The organism is Micromonospora sp. NPDC003776, from assembly GCF_053605645.1.
This window is the reverse complement of sequence record NZ_JBSGJR010000043.1, coordinates 1-22,338: the sequence shown is the minus strand read 5'-3', so window position 1 is coordinate 22,338 and position 22,338 is coordinate 1. Positions and strand designations below refer to the sequence as shown.

Below are 22,338 nucleotides of genomic sequence, written 5' to 3'. Positions count from 1 at the left end.
GCCGGCCGCCGCCTGGACCACGTCATGGGTGTACGCACGCAGCGTCGCGTCCGGCGCCGGCTCGCTGTCGCCGTGCCCGCGCAGGCTCACCGCGTACGCCGGAAAGCCGCGCGAGGCGGCGTGCTCCAGCCAGTGCTCGGCGAACGCCCACGCCCCGTGCCCGAAGCCCGGCACGAAGAGCACCGGCGGTTTCGCCTGCTCCAGCTCGGGCACCGCGGCCAGCAGCTCCCGGCGGGCCGGGCGCTCCGGCCGGGCCCACTCCCACGCCCGGACGACCCGGACCCGTTCCGCGGTCACCGGGCCGGCCTTCCGCTCGCGGCGGTCGGACGCGTGTCGGTCACTTGCCCTCCAGGTCGTAGAGGGCGCGCTGGAGCGCGCGCAGATAGTCGGCGTGCCCGACCTCGAACCAGTGCCGGGTGCTGTCCTTCACCTTCGCCGAGTACCGCTCGCCGAGCCCGGCGGCGACCTTCCGGCCGAAGGTGGCGGCCCGCTCCGGACGGCTGGTGCGCAGGGCGAGCAGCCGGGCGAAGAGCACGCTCTGCCAGTGCGAGATGGCGAAGATGCCGGAGTCCGGTTGGACCAGGCCCACCACGGCGAGGGTGGGCTGCCCGGCGGCGAAGGCGTTGAGCCAGAGCCGGGGCCGGCCGGAGCCCTCCTCGTCGCCGAGCACCCGCCCGTCGAGGAACTCGAAGCGGGGCAGGTAGCCGGTGGCGAAGACGACCAGCTCCGGGTCGATCCGCCGACCGTCGGTCAGCTCGACCGTCCGGTCGTGGAACCGGGCCACGTCGGGCACCGGGGTGATCTCGCCGTGGCCGACGTAGTAGACGAGCTGGCTGTTGGCGATCGGGTGGGTCTCGTACACCCGGTGGTCGGGCCGGGGCAGGCCGAACCGGGTCAGGTCACCGACGGTCAGCCGCAGCGTCCAGTGGTAGAGCCACTGCCGCACCCGCAGCGGGACCCGCAGCGCGAGCAGGGTGTCGTTGACCTGGTCGGCAGGGCGGCCGAAGACGTACTTCGGGGCGTACCAGTAGCCGCGGCGGGTGGAGTGCCAGCAGTGGGACGCCTGCTGGGCCGCCTCCACCGCGATGTCGCAGCCGGTGTTGCCGGCCCCGACCACCAGCACCCGCTTGCCCCGCAGCTGGGCCGGGTCCTTGTAGGACGAGGCGTGCATGACCTCGCCGCGGAACTCCTCCAGGCCCTCGTACCGGGGCAGCTTCGGCGACCAGTTGTGCCCGTTGGCCAGCACCACCGCCGCGTAGCGGGAGGTGCGTTCCGGGCCGTACCCGCCGGTGCTGCGGGTGGTGACGTCCCAGCGGTCCCCCTCGACCGGTTCCACCCGGACCACCTCGGTGCCGAACCAGATGTGCTGGCGCAGGTCGAAGTGGTCGGCGTAGCGCTCGAAGTAGGACAGCAGCTGGGCGTGGTGCGGGTAGTCCGGCCAGTCGTCCGGCATCGGGAAGTCGGGGAACTGGGTGAACGGCCGGGACGAGATGAGGTGGGTGCTGGCGTACACCGGGCTGCGGTCGTGCCGCCAGTTCCAGGCGCCGCCGACGCCGGTCTCCCGCTCGTAGCAGTCGACGCCGAAGCCCTGCTCGCGGAGGTTCTTCACTGCGGTGAGGCCACTGGGCCCGGCGCCGATGACGCAGACGGTGTCGCCCCGGTCGGAGACCGGGCGGCCGTCCCGGGTCAGGGCGGCCGTCTGGTCCGGGTCGGGGCGGCCGAGGTCGGTGGAGGAGGACACCGGGGATATCTCCTTTGTGCGGCACGCGTGCCGGGTCGGTGCGAAATCCTGCCGAGAATGCCCGCCGTTGTCCAGCCGCCCCGGCGGCCGGGAAGGACCGACGGCCGGTACGGGCCGCGGCGGCGGTCAGTCGCCGACGGGAAGCAGCAGGTCGACCAGGATCGGGAAGTGATCGCTCGCCTGCCGGGCCCGCGGGGTGTCCACCACGTCGTAGTCGACGACCTTGACGCGCGGGTCGACGAAGAGCGCGTCGATCCGCCGGCGCGGATTCGCGCAGGAGTAGGTGTGCCGGTCGGCCCGGTCCATCGCCGCCGCCGCGTCGGTCAGCCCGTCCGCGACGGTCCGCCAGGCCGGCCCGTCCGGCCCCTCGTTCAGGTCGGCCCCGGCGACCACCGGCAGCGCCGCGGCGGCCAGTTCCCGTTTGAACGCCGCCGCCTGGGCGGGCCGTTCGGCGGGATCGGTGGAGAGGTGCGAGCCGGCCAGCAGGAAACGACTCCCACCCACCCGGCACTCGGCGTACGCGGCGCCGCGCAGATGACGTCCGGGGGTCAGCGGGTAGCGCTGGCAGCGGGTCCCGGTCACCCGCACCCGGAGGCTGGTGAGCAGCAGGTTGCCCAACGCGGGCAGGCCGCCGGCCGCGACCACCAGGCCGAACGAGTCGGCCAGGGTGGCGCACTTCTGCCGCCACCGGAACCGCCGCGGCCCCTCCTGGACGATCACCACGTCCGGCTCGGCCGCGCGGACCACCTCGGCCAGCGCGGCCGTGTCGTCCCGCTGGCTGTGGATGTTGTACGAGACCACCCGCAGCGGCACCCCGGCGCCGGCGGCTCCGGCCGGGTTCACAGGCGCCGGGCGAGGTCGGCGGCGCCGATGACCCCGGCGCTGTTGCCCAGCTCGGCGGGGCGGATCTCGGCCACCGGGAGGCGGCTGCGCTGGGCCAGCGCCTCCCGGTACGAGCGGCGGGCCGGACCCATCAGCAGGTCGCCCGCGTCGATCACGCCGCCGCCGACGACGAGCACCTGCGGATCGAGGATCTGCGCCATGTCCGCCATGCTGGTGCCGAGCCAGCGCCCTACCTGGGCGAACGCCTCGGCGGAGACCGGGTCCCCGCCCTTGGCGGCGGCGGTCACCATCGGGCCGGTGATCGCCTCGGCCTCACCGCCGGCCAGCTCCAGCAGGGCGGTGGCCCGGTGCGGCTCCTGGCGTGCGGCGGCCCGGGCGAACCGGACCAGGGCGCTGCCGCTGGCGTACTGCTCGATGCAGCCCAGCCGGCCGCAGCCGCACTGGTGCCCGTCCGGCACGGTGAGCATGTGTCCGAGCTCGGCGGCGATGCCGTTGGCGCCCCGGAGCAGCTCCCCGCCGAGCACGATGCCCCCGCCGACGCCGGTGCCGATGGTGAACATGACCATCGAGTCGTCGGCGGCCCGGGCCGCCCCGTAGCGGAACTCCGCCCACGCGGCCACGTTGGCGTCGTTCTCCACGATCACCGGCAGGCCGGTGGCGCCGCTGACGTAGTCGCGCAGCGGCTCGTCCCGCCAGGCCAGGTTGGGGGCGAAGAGGACGGTGGAGCGGGAGGCGTCGATCCAGCCGGCCGCGCCGATGCCGACCGCGGCGACGGTGTGGCCGGTGGCCAGCTCGGCGACCAGCTCGATGATGGTGTCGCGGGTCTTGGCCACGTCATCGGCGGGGGTGTCCCGTCGCGTCTGCACGAGAACTGTGCCGGTGTCGTCCACGACACCGCCGGCCACTTTCGTGCCACCGACGTCGACTCCGATGGTCAGCGTCACCGCTGCCACTCCCCTCTGCTGTGCTGCCCGACCTCACCCGGCACCGGCCGGGCCAGGTCGGGATGACCGTGGTCAGGCCCCGTCGCCTGGTGCGTCCTCGCCCACCTCGCCGGACGCCCGCGAGGCGGGCACCACGGGACGGCCGGCCGGCGGCCGGGTCCTCCCCGGCGCGTCCGGCCCGGCGACTTCGGCGGGCGGCACGAGCGCACCCGGATCGGCCGCGCCCTCCCCCCGGGTGGCGGCGGACCACACGTCCTGCTCGGGTGCCGGCTGAGAATCATGCCCGGTACGGGTGGCCTCGCGCCACACGTGGTCCCCGGTCGGGTTTCCGGCGGCCGCTCCGGCGCCCGGCGTACCGGCCGGGGCGGCCGGTTCGGTCGGGGCGAACGCGCGCAGCAGGCTGGCCACCCCGGCGGCCAGATCGCCCGCGCCGGTGGCGAGCTGCTCGGCGAATTCGGGACTGGGATCCCGCAACGCGGCGATACCCCGGCAGACCGGGCAGACACAGCATTCCGGCGATCCGGTGGCGAAACCCGCGCCGGCCGGAGCGCCCGCGGCGGACGCCCCTTCCTGGCCCCGCGCGTCGCCACCACCGGGGGTGTGACCGAGGACACCCGACAGGATCCCACCGAGCGGACCCCAGGGCCCGGCCCCGGGCGCGGCGGCGGCCAGCCGGGCGGTGGCCAGCAGCATGGCGACGAGGCGCTCGGCCTCTTCCCGGGCCGAACCCGGATCAGTGGTGTCCATGGGTCGGCTCCTCTACCGTGACGACCGGTCCGCCGGTCGGGTCAGTGGGCCGCACCGGATGCTTCTACCCGGCGCTTGAGCTGCTTCAACGCCGCATCCATGATCATTTTCTCGGCCTTGCGGCGAAACATGCCGAGCATGCCCACGGAGAGCTCCACCTCCAGGGTGTAGGTCACCGTGGTGGTCCCGTCCGGGTTGCCGACCAGGTCGTACGACCCACGCTGGGACTTCTGCATCTTCGAGGGCGCCACCAGGTGCCACTCGATCCGGGAGATGTCCTCGGCGTACTCGTAGGCCAGCACGTACTCGTCGGCCATCACCCCGGCGTCGAGGGTGAACCGGACCTGGCTGGCGTAGCCGTCCTCGTACTCCTCGATCACCTCGGCCCGCCGCACCGCCTCGGCCCATTCGGGGTAGCGGGGGAAGTCGCAGATGACCGTCGCCACCCGGCCCGGTGACGCGCCGATGATGATCGACTGGGTGGAGGAGTCCGCCATGGGGGGAGGCTACCCGGCGCCGGCCCCCGGCGCGCCGCTCCACCCCGCCCGTCGCGCCGCGTGGCGGCCCCCGGTCGTCCCACCAGCCGGGCGGGCAACCTCCCCGGCCGGCCCGACCGAACCAGCGGGTAGGTTTCGACAGAGCCGACCCAGGGCCGGGCGCCGGCCAGTGCGAGCACGAGGGAGTGCAGGTGCGCGAGTTCTCCGTTCCGCCGATCGTCACCGTCGGCGACGCAGCCAACCTGACCGACCCGGTCTGGGACAACGCCGAGGCCGCCCCCGACACCGTGCAGTTCGTCCGGCGCACCGGCGAGGCGGGCGCCGCCACGGACGTCACCTGCCGGCAGTTCCGCGACGAGGTGGTCGCGCTGGCCCGCGGCCTGGTCGCGGCGGGCATCTCCCCCGGCGACCGGGTCGCGCTGATGAGCCGCACCCGCTACGAGTGGACCCTGTTCGACTACGCCATCTGGGCCGCCGGCGCGATCACCGTGCCGATCTACGAGACCTCCAGCGCCGAGCAGGCGGCCTGGATCCTCGCCGACTCCGGCGCGGTCGCCGCCGTGGTGGAGAGCACCGGGCACGCCACCCTGGTCGCCGGGGTCCGGGACCGGTTGCCCGAGCTGCGCGAGGTCTGGCAGATCGAGCTGGGCGCGGTGGCGCAGCTGGTCGCCGCCGGCGAGTCGGTCGACCCGGCCGAGATCGAGGTCCGCCGCAGCACGCTGAAGGCCGACGACGTCGCCACCATCATCTACACCAGTGGCACCACCGGCCGCCCCAAGGGCTGCGTGCTCACCCACCGGAACATCTACGCCGACATCGCCAACGCGGTGCCGGTGCTGCCGAACCTGTTCCGTCCGGGCGCCTCCACCCTGCTCTTCCTGCCGCTCGCGCACGCCTTCGCCCGGCTCATCCAGGTCGGCGTGGTGCAGGCCCGGGCCACCATGGCGCACTGCGCGGACACCAAGAACCTGGTCGGCGAACTCCAGGACTTCAAGCCCACCTTCGTGCTCTCCGTGCCCCGGGTCTTCGAGAAGGTCTACAACGGCGCCCGGCAGAAGGCCGAGGCGGAGGGCAAGGGGAAGATCTTCGACCGGGCCGAGAAGGTGGCGATCGCGTACAGCGAGGCGCTGGAGACCGCCGACGGACCCGGCCTGGGGCTGCGCGCCCAGCACGCCCTCTTCGACAAGCTGGTCTACCGCAAGCTGCGCGCGGCGATGGGTGGCCGGTGCCGGGACGCCATCTCCGGCGGCGCGCCGCTCGGCGCCCGGCTCGGGCACTTCTTCCGCGGCGTCGGCGTGACCATCTGCGAGGGGTACGGCCTCACCGAGACCTCCCCCGCCGCCGCGGCGAACCTGCCCGGCCACACCCGGGTCGGCACGGTCGGCCGCCCGCTGCCCGGGGTGACCATCCGGATCGCGGACGACGGCGAGATCCTGATCTCCGGCGACATCGTCTTCGGCGGCTACTGGCACAACGAGGCGGCCACCGCCGAGGCGCTCAGCGTCGACGGCTGGTTCCGTACCGGCGACCTCGGCCGGCTCGACGAGGACGGCTACCTCAGCATCACCGGCCGGAAGAAGGAGATCATCGTGACCGCCGGCGGCAAGAACGTCGCCCCGGCGGTGCTCGAGGACCAGGTCCGGGCCCACCCGCTGATCAGCCAGTGCCTGGTGGTCGGCGACCGGCAGCCGTTCATCGCGGCGCTGGTCACCGTCGACGAGGAGGCGCTGCCGAAGTGGCTGGCGGCGCACGGCCGGCCGGCGGACACCACCGTCGCCGACCTGCGCGAGGACGAGACGCTGCGGGCCGAGATCCAGGGCGCGATCGACCTGGCCAACCGGTCGGTCTCGAAGGCCGAGGCGATCAAGGTGTTCCGGATCCTGCCGCAGGACTTCACCGAGGCCACCGGCGAGCTGACCCCGTCGCTGAAGGTCAAGCGGCAGGTCGTGCACAAGACGTACGCGGCGGAGATCGCCGACATCTACCAAGGCTGACTACCATCCGTCACGTGCCCGCCTCGACAGCCAGCCAGCCGCAGACCCAGCCCCTGGCCGCGGCCGCGCGCCTGGTCCTCCTCGCGCTGGTCGCCACCCTGACCCTGTTCGCCACCGGCGATCCCGCCCAGCTCTGGTGGATCGCCCTGCTCGGCGTCGCCGGGCTGCCGGCCGTGCTGGCCCCGCAGCACCGGCTGCTGGGGCTGCTCAGCCGCTTCGCCGAGGTGGTGGTCCTCGGGCTGGCCGCCAGCCAGGTCGCCGCCGACACCGACCTGAGCGGGGTGACCGGCGGGCTGGGAGCCTCCGCGGTGCTGCCGTACCTGGCCGTCCCGGTGACCGTGACGGCGCTGCGCCGCAAGTACCGCGAGGGCGGGGCCCTGCTCGCGGTGGCGGCGGCCACGCTGCTGGTCAGCGCCGCCTTCACCGAGGTCGGCGGCGGGCGGCAGCTCGGCCAGCTCGGCTACCTGGCGGTCTGCGCGCAGTGGCTGATCCTGGCCGGGCTGGGCCTCTACACCGCCGGCACGTTCCAGCGCGTGGTGCGGGTGCGCGGCGAGAAGCCCCAGCCGTACGCGGAGGCCACCCGGCTGCTCACCCAGCTGCGCACGGTCGCCCGCCAGCTGCCCGGCGCCACCCTGGACCCGGGCGGCATCTCCGAGCACCTGCTGGAGGAGCTGCGGGTGGTGGCCAAGACCGACCGGGGCGCGGTGCTGTCCGCCTCCGGCGGCGGCCGGCTGGTGGTGCTCGCCCAGATCGGCGTGGACCGGGTGGACTGGGAGACCACGCTCGACGCGGACTCGGCGATCGCCGACGCCTGGGCCAGCCAGCAGCCGCAGACCGCCACCCGGTCGCAGGCCCGCTCCCAGCACTCCGGCGAGGTGTCCGCGCTGATCGTGCCGCTGGTCGCCGGGGTGCGTACGGTCGGCCTGGTGGTCATCGAGGCGGACACCCCGCACGCGTACCCGGCGCCGGTGATGTCCCGGGTGACCGCGCTGACCGGCCCGGCGGCGCTGCGCCTGGAGGCGGCCCTGCTTTTCGACGAGGTCCGGTCGCTGGCCACCAACGAGGAGCGGCAGCGGCTGGCCCGGGAGATCCACGACGGCGTCGCGCAGGAGCTGGTGATGGTCGGGTACGGCATCGACAACGCCCTGGCCACCGTGCACGACGACGCGGAGGAGACCGCCGACTCGCTGCGTACGCTGCGCCAGGAGGTGACCCGGGTGATCACCGAGCTGCGGCTCAGCCTGTTCGAGCTGCGCAGCGAGGTGGACCGGCACGGCGGGCTGGCCGCCGCGATCGCCGAGTACGCGCGCACCGTCGGCGCGTCGGGCGGGCTGCGGGTGCACCTGTCCCTGGACGAGTCGACCGCCCGGCTGCCCGCCGCCACCGAGGCGGAGCTGCTGCGCATCGCCCAGGAGGCGGTCACCAACGCGCGCAAGCACGCCGGGGCGGCCAACCTCTGGGTCACCTGCGAGGTGGACCCCCCGTACGCGCAGATCGAAGTGTCGGATGACGGTCACGGCATCGGTGACCAGCGCCCCGACGGGCACTATGGTCTTGCGATCATGGCGGAGAGGGCGGAACGTATCCGGGGCCGGCTGGAGATCAGACCGCGGCAACCGAGCGGCACGACCGTGGCGGTGGTACTCGGCTCCTCGCCCCGGCGCGATAAGGTGCGCGGCAGCGCCGCAGCAGCAGAAGGGGAGTAACCCGAGGATGACCACTAGTCCGACACCGGCCACCCGTACCAAGGTTCTCCTTGTCGACGATCACGACCTGATCCGCAAGGGGCTGCGGCACGCCTTCGAGCGGGACCGGCAGTTCGAGGTCGTGGGCGAGGCCGCCACGGCCGCCGAGGGCGTCCGCCAGGCCGGCGCGCTGCAGCCGGACGTGGTGATCATGGACCTGCGGCTGCCCGACGGCAGCGGCCTGGAGGCGACCCGCGCGCTGCGCAAGTCCAGCGCGTCGATGGGCATCGTCGTGCTCACCATGTACGCGGGCGACGACCAGCTCTTCGGCGCCCTCGAGGCGGGCGCCAGCGCGTTCGTGCCCAAGACCGCCCCGGCCGACGAGGTGGTGGCCGCCGCCCGGCACGCCGCCTCCTCCCCCAGCGCGTTCACCGCGGCCGACCTGGCCGAGGCGATGAAGCGCCGGCTGGCCCCGTCCGGCCCGCAGCTCTCCCCCCGGGAGGGCCAGGTGCTGCGGCTGCTCGCCGACGGCATGAGCGTGGCCGGGATCGCCAAGCAGCTGTTCGTCAGCGAGTCGACGGCCAAGACGCACATCTCCAAGCTCTACGAGAAGCTGGGCGCGGCCAACCGGGCGCAGGCGCTGATGACCGCGCTGCGGCTGGGCCTGCTGGAGGCCCCGGACGCCCCCAAGTTCTGACCCGTACGCCAGCGGCCCGCGTCCGACCCCGGACGCGGGCCGCCGCGGCGCTCCGGGCCGGGCCGACCGCGCACGGTGAGCGGCCGACCGCGTAGCGACCGTGGTCTTTGCACCGGCTCGGCGGGCGGGCAGAATACCCGGGTGTCGCGCGGACGGTGATCCCGCGCGTCGTCGACGCAAAGGGGCAGGGGCATGCAGCGGCCGGACTGGGCACCCGACACGATCGACATCGAGCGCCCCAGCGTCGCCCGCATGTACGACTACTACCTCGGCGGCTCGCACAACTTCGCGGCCGACCGGGCCGCCGCCCGGGCCATGGTCGAGGCCGTCCCCGAGGCCCCGCTGATGGCCCAGGCCAACCGTGCGTTCCTGCGCCGGGCGGTGCAGTTCCTCGCCGAGTCGGGGGTACGCCAGTTCCTCGACATCGGTTCCGGCATCCCGACCGTGGGCAACGTCCACGAGATCGCCCAGCGGGTCGACCCGGAGTGCCGGGTGGTCTACGTAGACGTCGACCCGGTCGCTGTGGCGCACAGCCGGGAGATCCTGGCCGGCAACGACCGGGCCACGGTGATCCAGGAGGACCTGCGCCGGCCGGCCGCGATCCTCCAGCACCCCGAGGTCACCGAACTGCTGGACTTCACCCAGCCGGTGGCCGTCATGATCGTGGCGGTGCTGCACTTCGTGCCCGACGCCGACCGGCCGGAGGAGATCCTGCGGACGCTGCGGGAGGCGCTGGCCCCCGGCAGCTACCTGGTGATGTCGCAGGCCAGCGACGACGACCGGGGCGAGACGGGCGAGCGGGCCGAGGCCGAGCGGGTCTACCGCCGCACCGACAGCCAGCTGTGGATCCGCAGCCGGGCCGAGCTGACCGCGCTCTTCGCCGGCTTCGAGCTGCTCGAACCGGGTGTGGTCTGGGTGCCGCAGTGGCGGCCGGAGTCCCCGGAGCAGGCGGAGGACGCCGCGAAGGCGGTCTTCATCGGCGGCGTCGGGCGGCTCGGTGGCTGAGTCGACCGGAGCGGGCCGCTCCTGCCCGGGCACCTTCGCCCGGGCCTGGGCCAAGGCGGTCTCCGGGACGAGCTACCTGCCGATGACGCAGGCCCAACTGGAGGCGCTGCTGCAACGGCTCACCGAGCGGCTGGCCGTGGCGATCCAGTCGGAGCCGTTCGACCTGCGCATCGGCCAGCAGGTCGGCGCGGAACTGGTGCAGGCGCACATCGCCTCCGCCGAAGGGCTCGGCCGTACCGTCGAGGTCATCCAGCTGCGCCTGGTCCGCGACCTCGGCCTGGTCGCCGACGACGTCGAGGACCGGATGGCGCGGCTGCTCGCCACCGTGGCCACCGGGTACGCTCGCGCGCTGCGCGACCGCACGCTGGACGAGCAGGAGTCGATCCGGCGGGCCGCGATGATGGCCCGCGCACAGGCCGAACGGGCCCTGCGGGAGAGCGAGGCCCGGTTCCGCCACCAGGCCACCCACGATCCGCTGACCGACCTGCCCAACCGGACCCTGTTCACCGAGCGGCTCGCCGCCGCCCTCGCCGGGGCCGACCGGGTCGGGGTGTGCTTCCTCGACCTGGACCGGTTCAAGGTGGTCAACGACAGCCTCGGCCACCAGATCGGCGACCTGCTGCTGGTCTCCGTGGCGCAGCGGCTGCGGCGGGCCCTCGGCGAGCACCTGGTGGCCCGGCTGGGCGGCGACGAGTTCGTCATCCTGGTCGAGCCCACCGCGGGCACCGACGACGTGGTGCGGGTCGCCGAGGCGGCGCTCGCCGCGATCAGCGAGCCGGCCCTGGTCGACGGGCACGAGCTGACCGTCTCGGCCAGCATCGGCATCGTCGAACGGCCGGCGGCCGGCACCTCGCCGATGGAGCTGATGCGGGCCGCCGACAGCACCCTGCACTGGGCCAAGGCGGCCGGCGGGGCCCGCTGGTCCCTCTTCGACGCCGACCGCAATCGGCGCGAGCTGGCCCGGTACGCCCTCTCCGCGGCCATCCCGGCCGCCCTGGACCGGGGCGAGTTCTACCTGGACTACCAGCCGCTGACCGCGCTGGGCGACGGCCGGGTGCTCGGCATGGAGGCGCTGGTCCGCTGGCGCCACCCGGAGCTGGGGGTGCTCCGGCCGGACAGCTTCATCGGGCTGGCCGAGGAGACCGGGCTGATCGTGCGGCTGGGCGCCTGGGTGCTGGCCGAGGCGTGCCGCGAGGCCCGGGAGTGGGCCGGCCCGGCCGGGGACGCCCCGTTCGTCAGCGTCAACCTGGCCGTGCAGCAGGTACGCCGGCCGGAGCTGGTGGACGAGGTCCGCGAGCTGCTGCGGCGTACCGGCCTGCCGCCCGGGCGACTCCAGCTGGAGATCACCGAGAGCACCATGATGAGCACCGCCGAGGAGCCGGTACGCGCGCTGCGGGTGCTGGCCGACCTGGGCGTCCGGATCGCCATCGACGACTTCGGCACCGGCTACTGCAACCTGGCGTACCTGCGCGGCCTGCCGGTGACCGAGCTGAAGGTGGCCGGCGAGTTCGTGACCGGGCTGCGCGCCCCGGCCGACGACCCGGCCAGCCGCACCGACGAGCGGATCCTCGCCTCGCTGGTGTCGCTGGCGCACGCGTTGAAGGTGACGGTGACCGCCGAGGGCGTGGAGACCGCCGAGCAGGCCGACCGGTTGCGGGCGATCGGCTGCGACGCGGCGCAGGGCTGGCACTTCGGCCGGCCCGGCCCGGCGGGGCAGCACCTCGGGCGCTCCCCCGCCCTCACCGCCACCGGCTGACCGCCTCAGCTCCGGACCCGGCCGCCCTCCGCCCCGTCCAGGTAGGCCAGCACCGCCAGCACCCGCCGGTTGTCGTCGGTGGACGGGGGCAGGCGGAGCTTGCTGAAGATGTTGTTGATGTGCTTGCTGACCGCCTTCTCCGTGACGAAGAGCCGGCCGGCGATCGCCGCGTTGGAGCGGCCCTCGGCCATCAGCCCCAGCACCTCCCGCTCCCGCGCGGTCAGCTCGGCCAGCGGCTCCGCCGCGCCGCGGCTGGCCAGCAGCTGGGCGACCACCTCCGGGTCCATCACCGTGCCGCCCCCGGCCACCCGGCGCACCGCGTCGACGAACTGGTCCACGTGCGACACCCGGTCCTTGAGCAGGTAGCCGACCCCGCCGAGCCGGTCGGAGAGCAGCTCCCGGGCGTACAGCTGCTCGACGTGCTGGGACAGCACGAGGACCGGCAGCCCGGGCAGCTCCGCGCGGGCCCGGATGGCCGCCTGCAACCCCTCGTCGGTGAAGGTCGGCGGCAGCCGTACGTCGACCACCGCCACGTCGGGGCGGTGCGCGGTCAGCGCCGGCAGCACGGACGGTCCGTTGTCGACGGCGGCGACCACCTCGAAGTCGAACGCCTCCAGAATGCGGATCAACCCGTCCCGGAGGAGGGCGAGGTCCTCGGCGATGACAACTCGCAAGGCAGCTCCATGCTGACGACGGTGGGCCCACCGGCCGGACTGGACACCACCATCGTTCCATCGAACGCCGCGAGGCGGCGCCCGACACCGGCCAGGCCGCTGCCCGCCGCCGGATCGGCCCCGCCCCGGCCGTCGTCGCCGACCACCATGGTGAGTCGCCCGTCGTCGTGGCCGAGCCGGATCCAGGCCCGGGCCGCCCCGCTGTGCTTGGTCACGTTCGCCAGCGCCTCGGCCACCGCGAAGTACGCCGCCGACTCCACCGGCGCCGGCGGGCGGCCCGGCAGCTCGACGGTGACCGCCACGGGCAGCGGCACGGCCAGCGCGAGCGCCCGTACCGCCCCGTCCAGGCCCCGCTCGGCGAGCACCGGCGGATGGATGCCGCGCACCAGGCCGCGCAGCTCGGCCAGCGCCTGCCCGCTGGCCTCCCGCGCCTCGGCGAGCAGTTGCCGGACCGCCTCGGGGTCGCGCTGCACGAGCTGCTCGGCCAGGCCGATGCTCATGCTCAGCGCGGCCAGCCGGGCCTGCGCCCCGTCGTGCAGGTCCCGTTCGATCCGGCGCAGCTCCGCCGCCTGGGCGTCCACCGTCTCGGCGCGGGTGACGGTGAGCTGGCGGACCCGCAGCGCCAGCTCGGCGGAGCGGGTCGGGGGCAGGAGGAACCCGGCGAAGGTCACGTGCAGCCAGACCAGCCAACGGCCGGCGGCCAGCCCGGCGACGAGCAGGAGCGCGCCGAGCGGGAAGCAGAGCAACGCCTGGAGGAGGTTGGTGATCGGCCAGAAGGGGCCGTAGCCGTACCAGACGTCGAGGGCGTGCAGCAGCAGCGGCAGGCCGAGCACGCCCTCCAGGCCGTACAGCGGCAGGGCGAACGCGGCCAGGCACACCGCGCCGGTGACCGCGCCGGGCAGCAACCAGGCCAGCTCCCGCCAGGTGGCCGGATCCGTGACCACCCAGCGGAACCGCCGCCAGGTGCCGAACTGCGCGCCGGCCGGCGCGGGCAGGTAGGGCGCGGGCATCGGCACGCCGCTCCAGCCGGCGAGCCGCCGGTGCAGCCCGGTGACCCCCCGGACCACCGCGGTGATCACCGGGAACAGCGCGAACCCGACCCCGAAGACGGGGATCAGCACCAGCGACGCCAGCGAGAGCACGAACAGCGCCACATGGGTGGTCAACGCCAGCAGGGCGATCAGCAGCCCCTGCGCCGCGGTGACCGCTCCGGGTCGCAGCCACCCGCGCAGTTGTGCCCGCACCGACCTGTCCACGGGCCCATTCTCCGGCACCGCCGCCACGGAAATCGGTGGTGCTGGCACCACCCCGGTCGGCGGGGTGCCACCCCTGACCGCGGGCCCGTACGCCCGAAGGATCGGCAGGGAGGGCCGCGGGTCCGGCGTTCGGCCGGCGGTGGCTCCCCGACCCACCTGACGAAAGGAACTCGGGATGTCCCCGCAACGACTGGCCGGCCTCCCGTCCGGCCGCCGCGGCAAGTACGCGGTCCTCCTGCTCTGGCTGGCGCTGCTCGCGATCGCCGGCCCGCTGGCGGTGCGCCTCGGCGAGGTGCAGGACAACTCGACGCTCGGCGCCCTGCCGCCGGGTGCCGAGAGCAGCCAGGCCGTCCGGCGGGCCGAGGCGGCCTTCCCGGACGCGCGTCGGCAGCCGGCCATCGCCGTCTACGTCCGGGACGCCGGCCTGACCGCCGCCGACCGGGCCCGGGTCGACGCCGACCGTGCCGCCTTCACGGCGTACGCGGACGGGGGTGTGGTCTCCCCGCCGGTGCCCAGCGCCGACGGCCGGGCACTGCTGCTCTCCCTCCCGATGCCGACGGACGACGACCGGCGCGCCGCGGCGGTCGCCGCGGTCAAGGACCGGCTGGCCGACGGTGTGCCACCCGGCCTGCGGACCGCGCTGACCGGCGACGCGGCCGCCGAGCACGACGTCTTCGACGCGTTCGGCGGGATGGACGGGGCGCTGCTGCTGGCCACGGCCGTCACCGTCGCCCTGCTCCTGCTGGTCACCTACCGCAGCCCGGTGCTGTGGCTGATCCCGCTGATCGCGGTCGCGGTCGCCAACCAGCTCGCCGGCGCGGTGGTCTACCTGCTGGCGAGGCACGCCGGGCTGGCCGTCGACTTCCAGAGCCAGACCATCCTGACCGTGCTGGTCTTCGGCGTCGGCGTGGACTACGCCCTGCTGCTCATCGCCCGCTACCGGGAGGAGCTGCGCCGCCACCCCGACCGGCACGCCGCCATGGCGGTGGCGCTGCGCCGCTCGTACGGCGCGGTGTGCGCCTCGGCGGCGACCGTCGCGATCGGACTGCTCTGCCTGCTCGCGGCGGACCTGCCGGCCACCCGCGGCCTGGGCCCGGTCGGCGCGGTCGGCATCGGCGCGGCGCTGCTCGCCATGACCACCCTGCTGCCGGCGGTGCTCGTGCTCTGCGGTCGCTGGCTGTTCTGGCCGTTCGTGCCCCGGCACACGCCGGACGCGGACACCCGGGACCGGACGGCCGACCACGGTGTCTGGCGCCGGCTCGCCGGGCTGGTCGCCGGCCGGCCCCGCGCGGTCTGGCTCGGCACCGCCGGCGCGCTGGTCGCGCTGACCTTCGGCATCGGCAACCTCAGCCTCGGCCTGCCCGACCAGGAGTCCTTCACCACCGAGGTCGGCTCGGTCACCGGGCAGCGGCTGATCGCCGCCCACTACCCGGGCGGCTCCGCCGCGCCCGCCGAGATCCTGGCCGCCGCCGGCAGCGCCGGTCAGCTGGTGGCCGCCGCCCGCGCGGTGCCCGGCGTCGCCGAGGTGGGCGCCCCGGAACCCTCAACCGACGGCCGGTGGGTACGCGTCCACGCGGTCCTCGCCGCCGCCCCGGACAGCGACGCCGCCCGGGACACGGTGTCCCGGCTGCGCAGCGCGGTGCACGCGGTGCCCGACGCGCGGGCGCTGGTGGGCGGGCGGACGGCGACCCTGCTGGACGAGCGGCGCACCGTGGACCGGGACAACCGGGTGGTCATCCCGCTGGTGCTCGCCGTCGTCCTGGTGATCCTGGTGCTGCTGCTGCGGTCGCTGGTCGCGCCGCTGCTGCTGATGGCGAGCGTGGTGCTGTCGTACGCGGCCGCGATGGGCGCCGCCGGGCTGCTGCTGCACGCGCTGGGCCACCCCCGGCTCTTCGTCGGCGTCCCGTTGCAGGCGTTCCTGTTCCTGGTGGCGCTCGGGGTGGACTACACCATCTTCCTGATGACCCGGGCACGGGAGGAGGTCGCCGCCGTCGGCCACCGGCCGGGTGTGCTGCGCGCGCTGACCGTCACCGGCGGGGTGATCACCAGCGCGGGCGTGGTGCTCGCGGCCACCTTCGGCGCGCTGCTGGTGCTGCCGCTGGTGCCGTCGGTGCAGATGGGGGTCATCGTGGCCGTCGGCATCCTGCTCGACACGTTCCTGGTCCGCAGCCTGCTCATTCCGGCGCTGACCCTGGACCTGGGCGCCCGTACCTGGTGGCCGGGCCGCCCGTCCCGCCGCCCGTCCCGGCCGACTCCGCCGCCCGCCCCCGAGCCGGCCCTCGCCCGCACCTGAGCGCCCCGCACCCGAGCGGGGCGGGGATCACGCTCGATCGTGAACGTAGTGGCCTCGGCCTGGCGTCGAGGCCACTACATCCTGGTTCAAGCAGGATCTTGCACGGGGGCCGCGGGGCGGGGTGGGTCAGCCGGCGAGGAGGGCGGCCATCCGCTCGGCCTGGGTCTCCCAGCGCCACTCCTTCTCCACCCAGGCCCGCCCGGCAGCGCCCAGCTGGCGGGCCAGGTCCCGGTCGGCGAGCATGGTGGCCACCCGGTCGGCGAGCTGGGCCACGTCCCGACCCCGGACCACGTACCCGGTCTCCCCCTCCCGGACCGCGTCCGGGGCGCCGCCGGAGTCGCCGGCCACCACCGGCAGCCCGGTCGCGCTGGCCTCCAGATAGACGATGCCCAGCCCTTCGACGTCCAGCCCCCGGTTGCGGGTCCGGCAGGGCATCGCGTACACGTCGCCGGCGGCGTAGTGGGCGGGCAGCTCGGCCGACGGCACCGAACCGGTGAAGACGACGTCGCGTTCCACCCCGGCCTGCCGGGCCAGCTTCTCCAGCGTCGCCCGGTACGGCCCGCCGCCCACGATCAGCAGCACCGCGTCCGGCACCCGGCGCCGGATCTCCGGCAGCGCGCGGATCAGCATGTCCTGCCCCTTGCGCGGCACCAACCGGGACACGCAGACCACCACCGGCCGGTCGGCCAGCCCCAGGCGCAGCCGCACCCGCTCCCCGTCCACCCCGGGGTGGTAGGTGTCCACGTCGACGCCGGGGGCGAGCCGGCGCAGCTCGGTCAGCCCGTCCAGCACCCGGGCCAGCCGCACCCGGGTGTACTCGCCGAGGTAGGTGGTGACGTCCACGCCCCGGCCGATCCGGCGCAGCGCGGACCGGGCGCCGGGCAGCGCCGCCCAGCCGGCCTCGTGGCCGTGGGTGAGGGCCACCGCCCGCCGGATCCCGGCCCGCCGGCGCAGCCCCGCCGCGAGCAGCCCGAGCGGGGCCGCCGCGCCGAACCACACGGTGTCACAGTCGTACGCCCGGGCCAGCTTCGCCGCGCGCCGGGCGATCAGCGGGGTGGGCAGCAGCACCTTGGTGCGCTCCCGGATCACCTCGAACGGCTGGTCGGCGTCGAACTTGGCCGCGCCCCGCCAGCTCGACGCGTAGACCACCACCGAGCCGGGGGGCTGGCGGACGGCGAGGTGGTGCACGAAGGACTGGATGCCGCCGGGGCGGGGCGGGAAGTCGTTGGTGATCAGCAAGGTCCGGCTCATCTGCCGATCTCCCTGGCGTAGGCGCGGGCGGCGGCCATCCGCTCCACGGTGGACGGGTGGGACGCCGACCAGAGGTACTCCCAGCGAGGCGGATCGGGGTCGGCCAGGTTCACCCCGGCCAGGCGGCGCTGCATCGCCTCGAAGGTGACCGGGTCGCCGGTCAGGGCGAGGGCGTGCGCGTCGGCCCGGGCCTCGACCCGGCGCGACACCAGGGCCTGCACCGGGGTGGCCACCAGCCCGGCCACGGTGACCAGGGCGATCAGCAGCGGGAACGCGGCCGGCTGGGCGATGGCGTCCACCCCGGCCAGGCGCAGCAGCGGCGGCCAGGAGCCGACCAGGTAGAGCGCCACCACCGCGAAGGCGGCGCCCAGCGCGCCGGTGAGGGTGCCGGTCCACACGTCCCGGTCCTTGGCGTGCCCCAGTTCGTGCGCGACCACGCTGGTCACCTCCTCGGGGGTGGCCTCGCGCAGCAGGGTGTCGTAGACCACCACCCGCCGGGTCGGCCCGAGCCCGGAGACGTACGCGTTGACCGCCCGGGTCCGCCGGGAGGCGTCGGCGACCAGCACGTCGCGGACCGGCACCCCGTCCCGGGCGGCCATGCTCATCAGCTCGCTGCGCAGCGGCCCGGGCTCCATCGGGGTGAACCTGTTGACTTCGGCCCGACGCTGTTCCGGGACGCGCAGGGCAGGGACCGGTTCGGCATCGCCGACAAGCGGCCCGCCGCGTTGGCCGACCTGCCGCACTTCGCCGGGGACGCGCTCAAGCCGGAGCTCTCCGGCGGGGACATCTGCGTCCAGGCCTGTGCCAACGACCCGCAGGTGGCGGTGCACGCGATCCGTAACCTGGCCCGGATCGGCATGGGCGTGGTCAGCGTCCGCTGGTCGCAGCTCGGCTTCGGGCGTACCTCCTCGACTTCGCGGGACCAGGCCACCCCGCGCAACCTGTTCGGCTTCAAGGACGGCACCGCCAACCTCAAGGCCGAGGACGCCGGCCTGCTCCGCGAGCAGCTCTGGGCGCAGCCCGGCGACGGGCCGCACTGGATGACCGGCGGCTCCTACCTGGTCAGCCGCAAGATCCGGATGCAGATCGAGACCTGGGACCGCAGTTCCCTGGCCGAGCAGGAGCAGATCGTCGGCCGGACCAAGGGCAGCGGCGCCCCGCTGGGCAAGCGCGCCGAGTTCGACGAGCCGGACTTCGCCGCCAAGGGCGACGACGGCCAACCGGTGATCGCCGAGACCTCGCACGTCCGGCTCGCCCACCCGAGCCTGAACAACGGCGCGCACCTGCTGCGCCGCGGCTACAACTTCGTGGACGGCTCGGACGGGCTGGGTCGGCTCGACGCCGGGCTCTTCTTCATCGCCTACCAGCGGGATCCGCGCAAGCAGTTCGTGCCGATCCAGACCCGGCTGTCCCGGCACGACGCGATGAACGAGTACCTGCGGCACGTCTCCAGCGGGATCTTCGCCTGCCCGCCGGGCGTCCGGGACGCCGCCGACTGGTGGGGCCGCGCGCTCTTCTCCTGACCCTCGGCGCCTGACCGGCTCTGATCCTGGAGGCCGCTACCTCCCGGGTCGAGCGCGATCCCGGTCGAGCGGGGCGGGCTGTCCGCGTACCGGATCGGGCTGGGTGGGCACCGCGGGCCGCAACGCGGTCACGGCGGGCGCGCGGACCGGGAGCGGCGCGGGCGCCAGCTCCGGCCAGAGCGTGGCGGTGACCGCCCGGGTACGCCCCAGCCGGTGCGCCGCCCGGCGGTGCCGCTCGGCCAGCACGGCGGCCAGGTACGCCGGCTCCGGCGCGGCCCACGGCGGCGGTGGCGAGGTACGCGCCGCCACCTCCGCCCAGAGTCCCCGCCCCAGCAGGCTGCGGTGCGGCTCGGCGAGCTGGTGCACCCGGCCCAGGTACTGCCGGACGGCCAGCGCCAGGCCGTCGTCCAACCGGGTCAGGTCGAGGGTGTGCGCCCAGGCCAGCAGCGGTGGCACGGCCGGCGGCAGCGGACGGAACGCGCCGACCCCGCGGGTGTGCACCACCAGCGTGCCGGCGACCAGGTCGCCCAGGCGCCGGCCGCGCGGGTCGCTCAACATCACCGTCACGCTCGCCGCCCAGCTCAGCAGCGGCAGCACCAGCCCCGGCCACTCCACGGCGACCCCCACCAGGGCCCGGGTCAGCGACTGGCCGACCCCGACCGGGCCGCCGTCGGCGCGGACCACCCGCAGCCCCACGGCGAGCTTGCCCAGCGTCCGCCCGCCGACGAAGCGCTCCATCAGCACCGGGTAACCGACCAGCACGAGGACGAGCAGCACGGTCTGCAACGCCCCCGCCAGGGCGGCGTCCGGCAGGACGAGCAGGAGCAGCACCGACAGCACGGCCGACAGCAGCAGCGCCACCACCAGCTGGGCCAGCAGGTCGATCAGCAGGGCGAGCACGCGGGAGCCGAGCCGGGCCGCCCGGACGTCCAGCTCGACCGCCTCGCCGCTGACCAGACCGGCGTCGGCCCCGCCAGGCGGTGGGGGAGGTTGCGCGCGCACCCCGACAGTGAACACCATTAGCGCCGAACGGGGGTGCACGGTGGATCTCGACGCGTACGTGGCGGAGCACGGCGCCGAGTGGCGGCGGCTGGAGCAGTTGACCGGCCGGCGGAAGCTGGACGCGGCGGAAATCGACGAGCTGGTGGCGCTCTATCAGCGCGCCGCCACGCACCTCTCCGCGCTGCGCAGCCGCGCGCCCGACCCGGCGCTGGTCAACCGGCTGTCGCACCTGGTGCTGGCCGCCCGTGCCCGGATCACCGGGCGGCCCCGCCCGTCCTGGGCGGCGGTCCGCCGGTTCGTCCTGGTCGACCTGCCGGCCGCCCTCTACCGGGCCTGGCCCTGGTGGTGCGCGGTGGCCACCGGGTTCAGCCTGCTCAGCGGCTTCCTCATCTGGTTCGTCGCCGGTCACCCGGACACCGCCGCCGCGTTCATCGGCGAGGACGCGGCCAAGGATCTCGTCGACTCCGGCTTCGCCGGCTACTACACCGAGTTCGCCGCGCCGACCTTCGCGTTCCACCTCTGGACGCACAACGCCTGGCTCGCCGCGCAGTGCCTCGCCTCCGGGGTGCTGGTGGTGCCGGTGTTCTACCTGCTGTGGCAGAACGCCCTCAATGTCGGCGTGGTCGGCGGCGTGATGATCTCCTACGGCCGGGCGGATGTCTTCTTCGGCCTGATCACCCCGCACGGGCTGCTGGAACTCACCGGGATCTTCGTGGCGGCCGGGGTCGGGCTGCGGACCGCGTGGGCGTGGATCGCGCCACCGACACACCTGAGCCGGGGCCGGGCGGTCGCCGAGGCGGGCCGCTCGGCGATCGTGGTGGCCGCCGGACTGGTCGGGCTCTTCGCGGTCTCCGCGTTGCTGGAGGCGTTCGTGACCCCGGCGCCGGTGCCGGTCGCCGTCCGGATCGCGGTGGGCGCCACCGTCTGGCTCGCCTTCCTGGCGTACGCCCTCGTCTTCGGCCGCCATGCCGCCCGCCCCACCGTCGCGGCCCCCACCGCGCCCGCCGCCGCTATGGTCCCCACCGCGCCCGCCGCGCCCTCCACCACCGCTGTGGCCACTGATTCACGAAAATAGTGGCCATGGGGCGGCGCATGGCCACTATTTCCCTGTTTTAGTGCCCGGTGAGGCCGGTCAGGCGCGGGGGCGGACGCCCGCGCGGGCGGGGGGTGTCAACTGCTGCCAAGCGAATGTTCTTTAGGCGTCAAAGAACCGTTCTGCTGCGGTGTTTGGGCGTGGGGCTGCGGGTGTGTCGTACCCGTCGCCGACACTGATCCCGGAGGGGGTGAGTGGGGGGTGGGTGTGCGCAGTGTGCAGGCGTATCGGTTTGCGCTCGATCTGACCCCGGCTCAGGAGCGGGCGGTGCTGGCGCATGCGGGCGCGGCGAGGGTGGCGTACAACTGGGCTCTGGCCAGGGTGAAGGCGGTCATGGGCCAGCGCGCCGCCGAGCGTTCCTACGGCACGCCTGAGGAACTGCTGACCCCGGCGGTGGGTTGGTCGTTGCCGGCGTTGCGGAGGGCGTGGAACGCGGCCAAGGGTGAGGTGGCGCCGTGGTGGGGGGAGTGCTCGAAGGAGGCGTTCAATACCGGCCTGGACAACCTGGCCCGCGGGTTGAAGAACTGGTCCGATTCCCGGGCGGGCAAGCGGGCCGGTCGGCGGGTGGGTTTTCCGCGGTTCAAGTCCCGCCGACGTACCACGCCGAGTGTCCGGTTCACCACGGGTGCGATCCGGGTGGAGCCGGACCGTAAGCATGTCGTGCTGCCTCGGCTGGGCCGGTTGAAGACGCACGAGTCGACCCGTAAGCTCGCCCGCCGTCTGGAGGCGGGCACGGCCCGGATCCTGTCGGCGACGGTGCGCCGGGACGGCGGGCGGTGGCATGTCGCGTTCTGCGTCGAACTCGAGCGGGTCGAGCGGACCCCGACGCGCCCGCGGGCGGTGGTCGGCGTGGATGTGGGGATCACCCATCTGGCGGTGTTGTCCACCGGTGAGTTGGTGCCCAACCCGCGGCATCTGGACGAGGCGGCCCAGCGGATGCGGCGCCTGTACCGGCGGATGTCCCGGCGGCTCGGGCCGGACCGGCGCACCGGTCGGCGGCCCGCGAATCGGTGGGAACGCACCCGACGGCACGTCGCCCGCGCGCATGCGCGGGTAGCGAACCTGCGCCGTGACGGCCTGCACAAACTCACCACCGCACTGGCCCGCGAGTACGGCACGATCGTGGTCGAAGACCTCCACGTGGCCGGCATGCTGGCCAACCGGCGGCTGGCCCGGCAGGTCGCGGATGCCGGCTTCGCCGAGATCCGCCGACAGGTGGGCTACAAGGCCTCATGGAACGGCGGCCGGCGGATCGTCGCCGACCGCTGGTATCCCTCCAGCAAAACCTGTTCCGACTGCGGCGCGGTGAAAGCCAAACTGCCGCTGCGTGTCCGAAC

Annotated in this window: 19 protein-coding genes and 1 pseudogene; 9 read left to right on the top strand and 11 right to left on the bottom strand. The window is 74.6% G+C overall.

What is annotated here, in order from left to right:
* From ACWEVO_RS06590 to ACWEVO_RS06565, 6 genes are all read right to left on the bottom strand, one after another.
* Positions 1–297: alpha/beta fold hydrolase (locus ACWEVO_RS06590; protein ID WP_452306568.1), on the bottom strand; the 297-nt coding region annotated here is incomplete at its 3' end.
* 40 nt (positions 298–337) lie between these two features.
* Positions 338–1,741, bottom strand: coding sequence for a flavin-containing monooxygenase (locus tag ACWEVO_RS06585; protein WP_452306567.1), 1,404 nt, complete (start codon positions 1,739–1,741; stop codon positions 338–340).
* Positions 1,742–1,867: 126 nt separating this feature from the next.
* Entirely contained in the window at positions 1,868–2,584 is a 717-nt protein-coding gene (locus ACWEVO_RS06580) for an endonuclease/exonuclease/phosphatase family protein (RefSeq protein WP_452306566.1), read from the bottom strand.
* A complete protein-coding gene (locus ACWEVO_RS06575) occupies positions 2,581–3,537 on the bottom strand; it encodes an ROK family glucokinase (protein WP_452306565.1) in 957 nt (318 codons plus the stop codon). Before ACWEVO_RS06575 ends, ACWEVO_RS06580 begins: the two co-directional genes overlap by 4 nt.
* A 63-nt stretch (positions 3,538–3,600) precedes the next feature.
* A complete protein-coding gene (locus tag ACWEVO_RS06570) occupies positions 3,601–4,275 on the bottom strand; it encodes a hypothetical protein (RefSeq protein ID WP_452306564.1) in 675 nt (224 codons plus the stop codon).
* A 41-nt stretch (positions 4,276–4,316) separates the two neighbouring features.
* Entirely contained in the window at positions 4,317–4,772 is a 456-nt protein-coding gene (locus tag ACWEVO_RS06565; RefSeq protein ID WP_452306563.1) for an SRPBCC family protein, read from the bottom strand.
* Between the two features lie 191 nt (positions 4,773–4,963).
* Here ACWEVO_RS06565 and ACWEVO_RS06560 point away from each other — a divergent pair, with 191 nt between their 5' ends.
* The 5 genes from ACWEVO_RS06560 (at position 4,964) to ACWEVO_RS06540 (ending at position 11,909) form a co-directional block, all read left to right on the top strand.
* A complete protein-coding gene (locus tag ACWEVO_RS06560; RefSeq protein WP_452306562.1) occupies positions 4,964–6,766 on the top strand; it encodes an AMP-dependent synthetase/ligase in 1,803 nt (600 codons plus the stop codon).
* A gap of 14 nt (positions 6,767–6,780) precedes the next feature.
* A complete protein-coding gene (locus ACWEVO_RS06555) occupies positions 6,781–8,472 on the top strand; it encodes a GAF domain-containing sensor histidine kinase (RefSeq protein WP_452306561.1) in 1,692 nt (563 codons plus the stop codon).
* A gap of 7 nt (positions 8,473–8,479) precedes the next feature.
* On the top strand, positions 8,480–9,148 hold the full coding sequence (locus ACWEVO_RS06550; RefSeq protein WP_007072219.1) for a response regulator transcription factor: 669 nt from the start codon (positions 8,480–8,482) through the stop codon (positions 9,146–9,148).
* Positions 9,149–9,340: 192 nt separating this feature from the next.
* Complete coding sequence (locus ACWEVO_RS06545; protein ID WP_452306560.1) at positions 9,341–10,153, top strand: SAM-dependent methyltransferase; 813 nt, start codon at positions 9,341–9,343, stop codon at positions 10,151–10,153.
* Positions 10,154–10,235: 82 nt separating this feature from the next.
* Positions 10,236–11,909 carry a putative bifunctional diguanylate cyclase/phosphodiesterase gene (locus tag ACWEVO_RS06540; RefSeq protein ID WP_452306570.1) on the top strand — a complete coding sequence of 558 codons (1,674 nt, stop codon included), beginning with the start codon at positions 10,236–10,238 and terminating at the stop codon, positions 11,907–11,909.
* Positions 11,910–11,914: 5 nt separating this feature from the next.
* Here the strand turns inward: ACWEVO_RS06540 and ACWEVO_RS06535 are convergent, their stop codons facing one another.
* On the bottom strand, positions 11,915–12,583 hold the full coding sequence (locus ACWEVO_RS06535; protein WP_452306559.1) for a LuxR C-terminal-related transcriptional regulator: 669 nt from the start codon (positions 12,581–12,583) through the stop codon (positions 11,915–11,917).
* Entirely contained in the window at positions 12,535–13,839 is a 1,305-nt protein-coding gene (locus ACWEVO_RS06530; RefSeq protein ID WP_452306558.1) for a histidine kinase, read from the bottom strand. The genes ACWEVO_RS06535 and ACWEVO_RS06530 overlap by 49 nt, the downstream gene beginning before the upstream one ends.
* Before the next feature lie 175 nt (positions 13,840–14,014).
* Between ACWEVO_RS06530 and ACWEVO_RS06525 the strand changes: the two genes are divergently transcribed.
* Positions 14,015–16,132: an MMPL family transporter gene (locus ACWEVO_RS06525; RefSeq protein ID WP_452306557.1), complete on the top strand. Its 2,118-nt coding sequence runs from the start codon at positions 14,015–14,017 to the stop codon at positions 16,130–16,132.
* Between the two features lie 126 nt (positions 16,133–16,258).
* On the opposite strand, the gene ACWEVO_RS06520 is transcribed toward ACWEVO_RS06525, so the two are convergent.
* Both ACWEVO_RS06520 and ACWEVO_RS06515 read right to left on the bottom strand, forming a co-directional pair.
* Positions 16,259–17,383 (bottom strand): glycosyltransferase family 4 protein, encoded by a 1,125-nt coding sequence (locus ACWEVO_RS06520; RefSeq protein WP_452306556.1) that lies wholly within the window; start codon positions 17,381–17,383, stop codon positions 16,259–16,261.
* Positions 17,380–18,033: pseudogene (locus ACWEVO_RS06515) on the bottom strand (M48 family metalloprotease); the annotation flags it as partial. The gene ACWEVO_RS06520 and the pseudogene ACWEVO_RS06515, both read right to left, overlap by 4 nt.
* Positions 18,034–18,048: 15 nt before the next feature.
* Between ACWEVO_RS06515 and ACWEVO_RS06510 the strand changes: the two are divergent.
* Positions 18,049–18,906, top strand: coding sequence for a Dyp-type peroxidase (locus ACWEVO_RS06510; protein WP_452306569.1), 858 nt, complete (start codon positions 18,049–18,051; stop codon positions 18,904–18,906).
* A 36-nt stretch (positions 18,907–18,942) separates the two neighbouring features.
* Here ACWEVO_RS06510 and ACWEVO_RS06505 read toward each other — a convergent pair whose 3' ends face one another.
* Positions 18,943–19,908, bottom strand: coding sequence for an RDD family protein (locus tag ACWEVO_RS06505; protein ID WP_452306555.1), 966 nt, complete (start codon positions 19,906–19,908; stop codon positions 18,943–18,945).
* A gap of 40 nt (positions 19,909–19,948) precedes the next feature.
* Here ACWEVO_RS06505 and ACWEVO_RS06500 point away from each other — a divergent pair, with 40 nt between their 5' ends.
* Together ACWEVO_RS06500 and tnpB are read left to right on the top strand one after the other, a co-directional pair.
* Positions 19,949–20,983 carry a stage II sporulation protein M gene (locus tag ACWEVO_RS06500; protein ID WP_452306554.1) on the top strand — a complete coding sequence of 345 codons (1,035 nt, stop codon included), beginning with the start codon at positions 19,949–19,951 and terminating at the stop codon, positions 20,981–20,983.
* Positions 20,984–21,202: 219 nt separating this feature from the next.
* Positions 21,203–22,338 (top strand): IS607 family element RNA-guided endonuclease TnpB (tnpB, locus tag ACWEVO_RS06495; RefSeq protein ID WP_452306553.1); only part of this gene is annotated, 1,136 nt, incomplete at its 3' end.

Coding starts and splice junctions, on each gene's coding strand:
- ACWEVO_RS06570 (WP_452306564.1), bottom strand. CDS start 4,275: ATGGACACCACTGATCCGGGTTCGGCCCGGGAAGAGGCCGAGCGCCTC.
- ACWEVO_RS06565 (WP_452306563.1), bottom strand. CDS start 4,772: ATGGCGGACTCCTCCACCCAGTCGATCATCATCGGCGCGTCACCGGGC.
- ACWEVO_RS06550 (WP_007072219.1), top strand. CDS start 8,480: ATGACCACTAGTCCGACACCGGCCACCCGTACCAAGGTTCTCCTTGTC.
- ACWEVO_RS06545 (WP_452306560.1), top strand. CDS start 9,341: ATGCAGCGGCCGGACTGGGCACCCGACACGATCGACATCGAGCGCCCC.
- ACWEVO_RS06540 (WP_452306570.1), top strand. CDS start 10,236: ATGACGCAGGCCCAACTGGAGGCGCTGCTGCAACGGCTCACCGAGCGG.
- ACWEVO_RS06525 (WP_452306557.1), top strand. CDS start 14,015: ATGTCCCCGCAACGACTGGCCGGCCTCCCGTCCGGCCGCCGCGGCAAG.
- ACWEVO_RS06520 (WP_452306556.1), bottom strand. CDS start 17,383: ATGAGCCGGACCTTGCTGATCACCAACGACTTCCCGCCCCGCCCCGGC.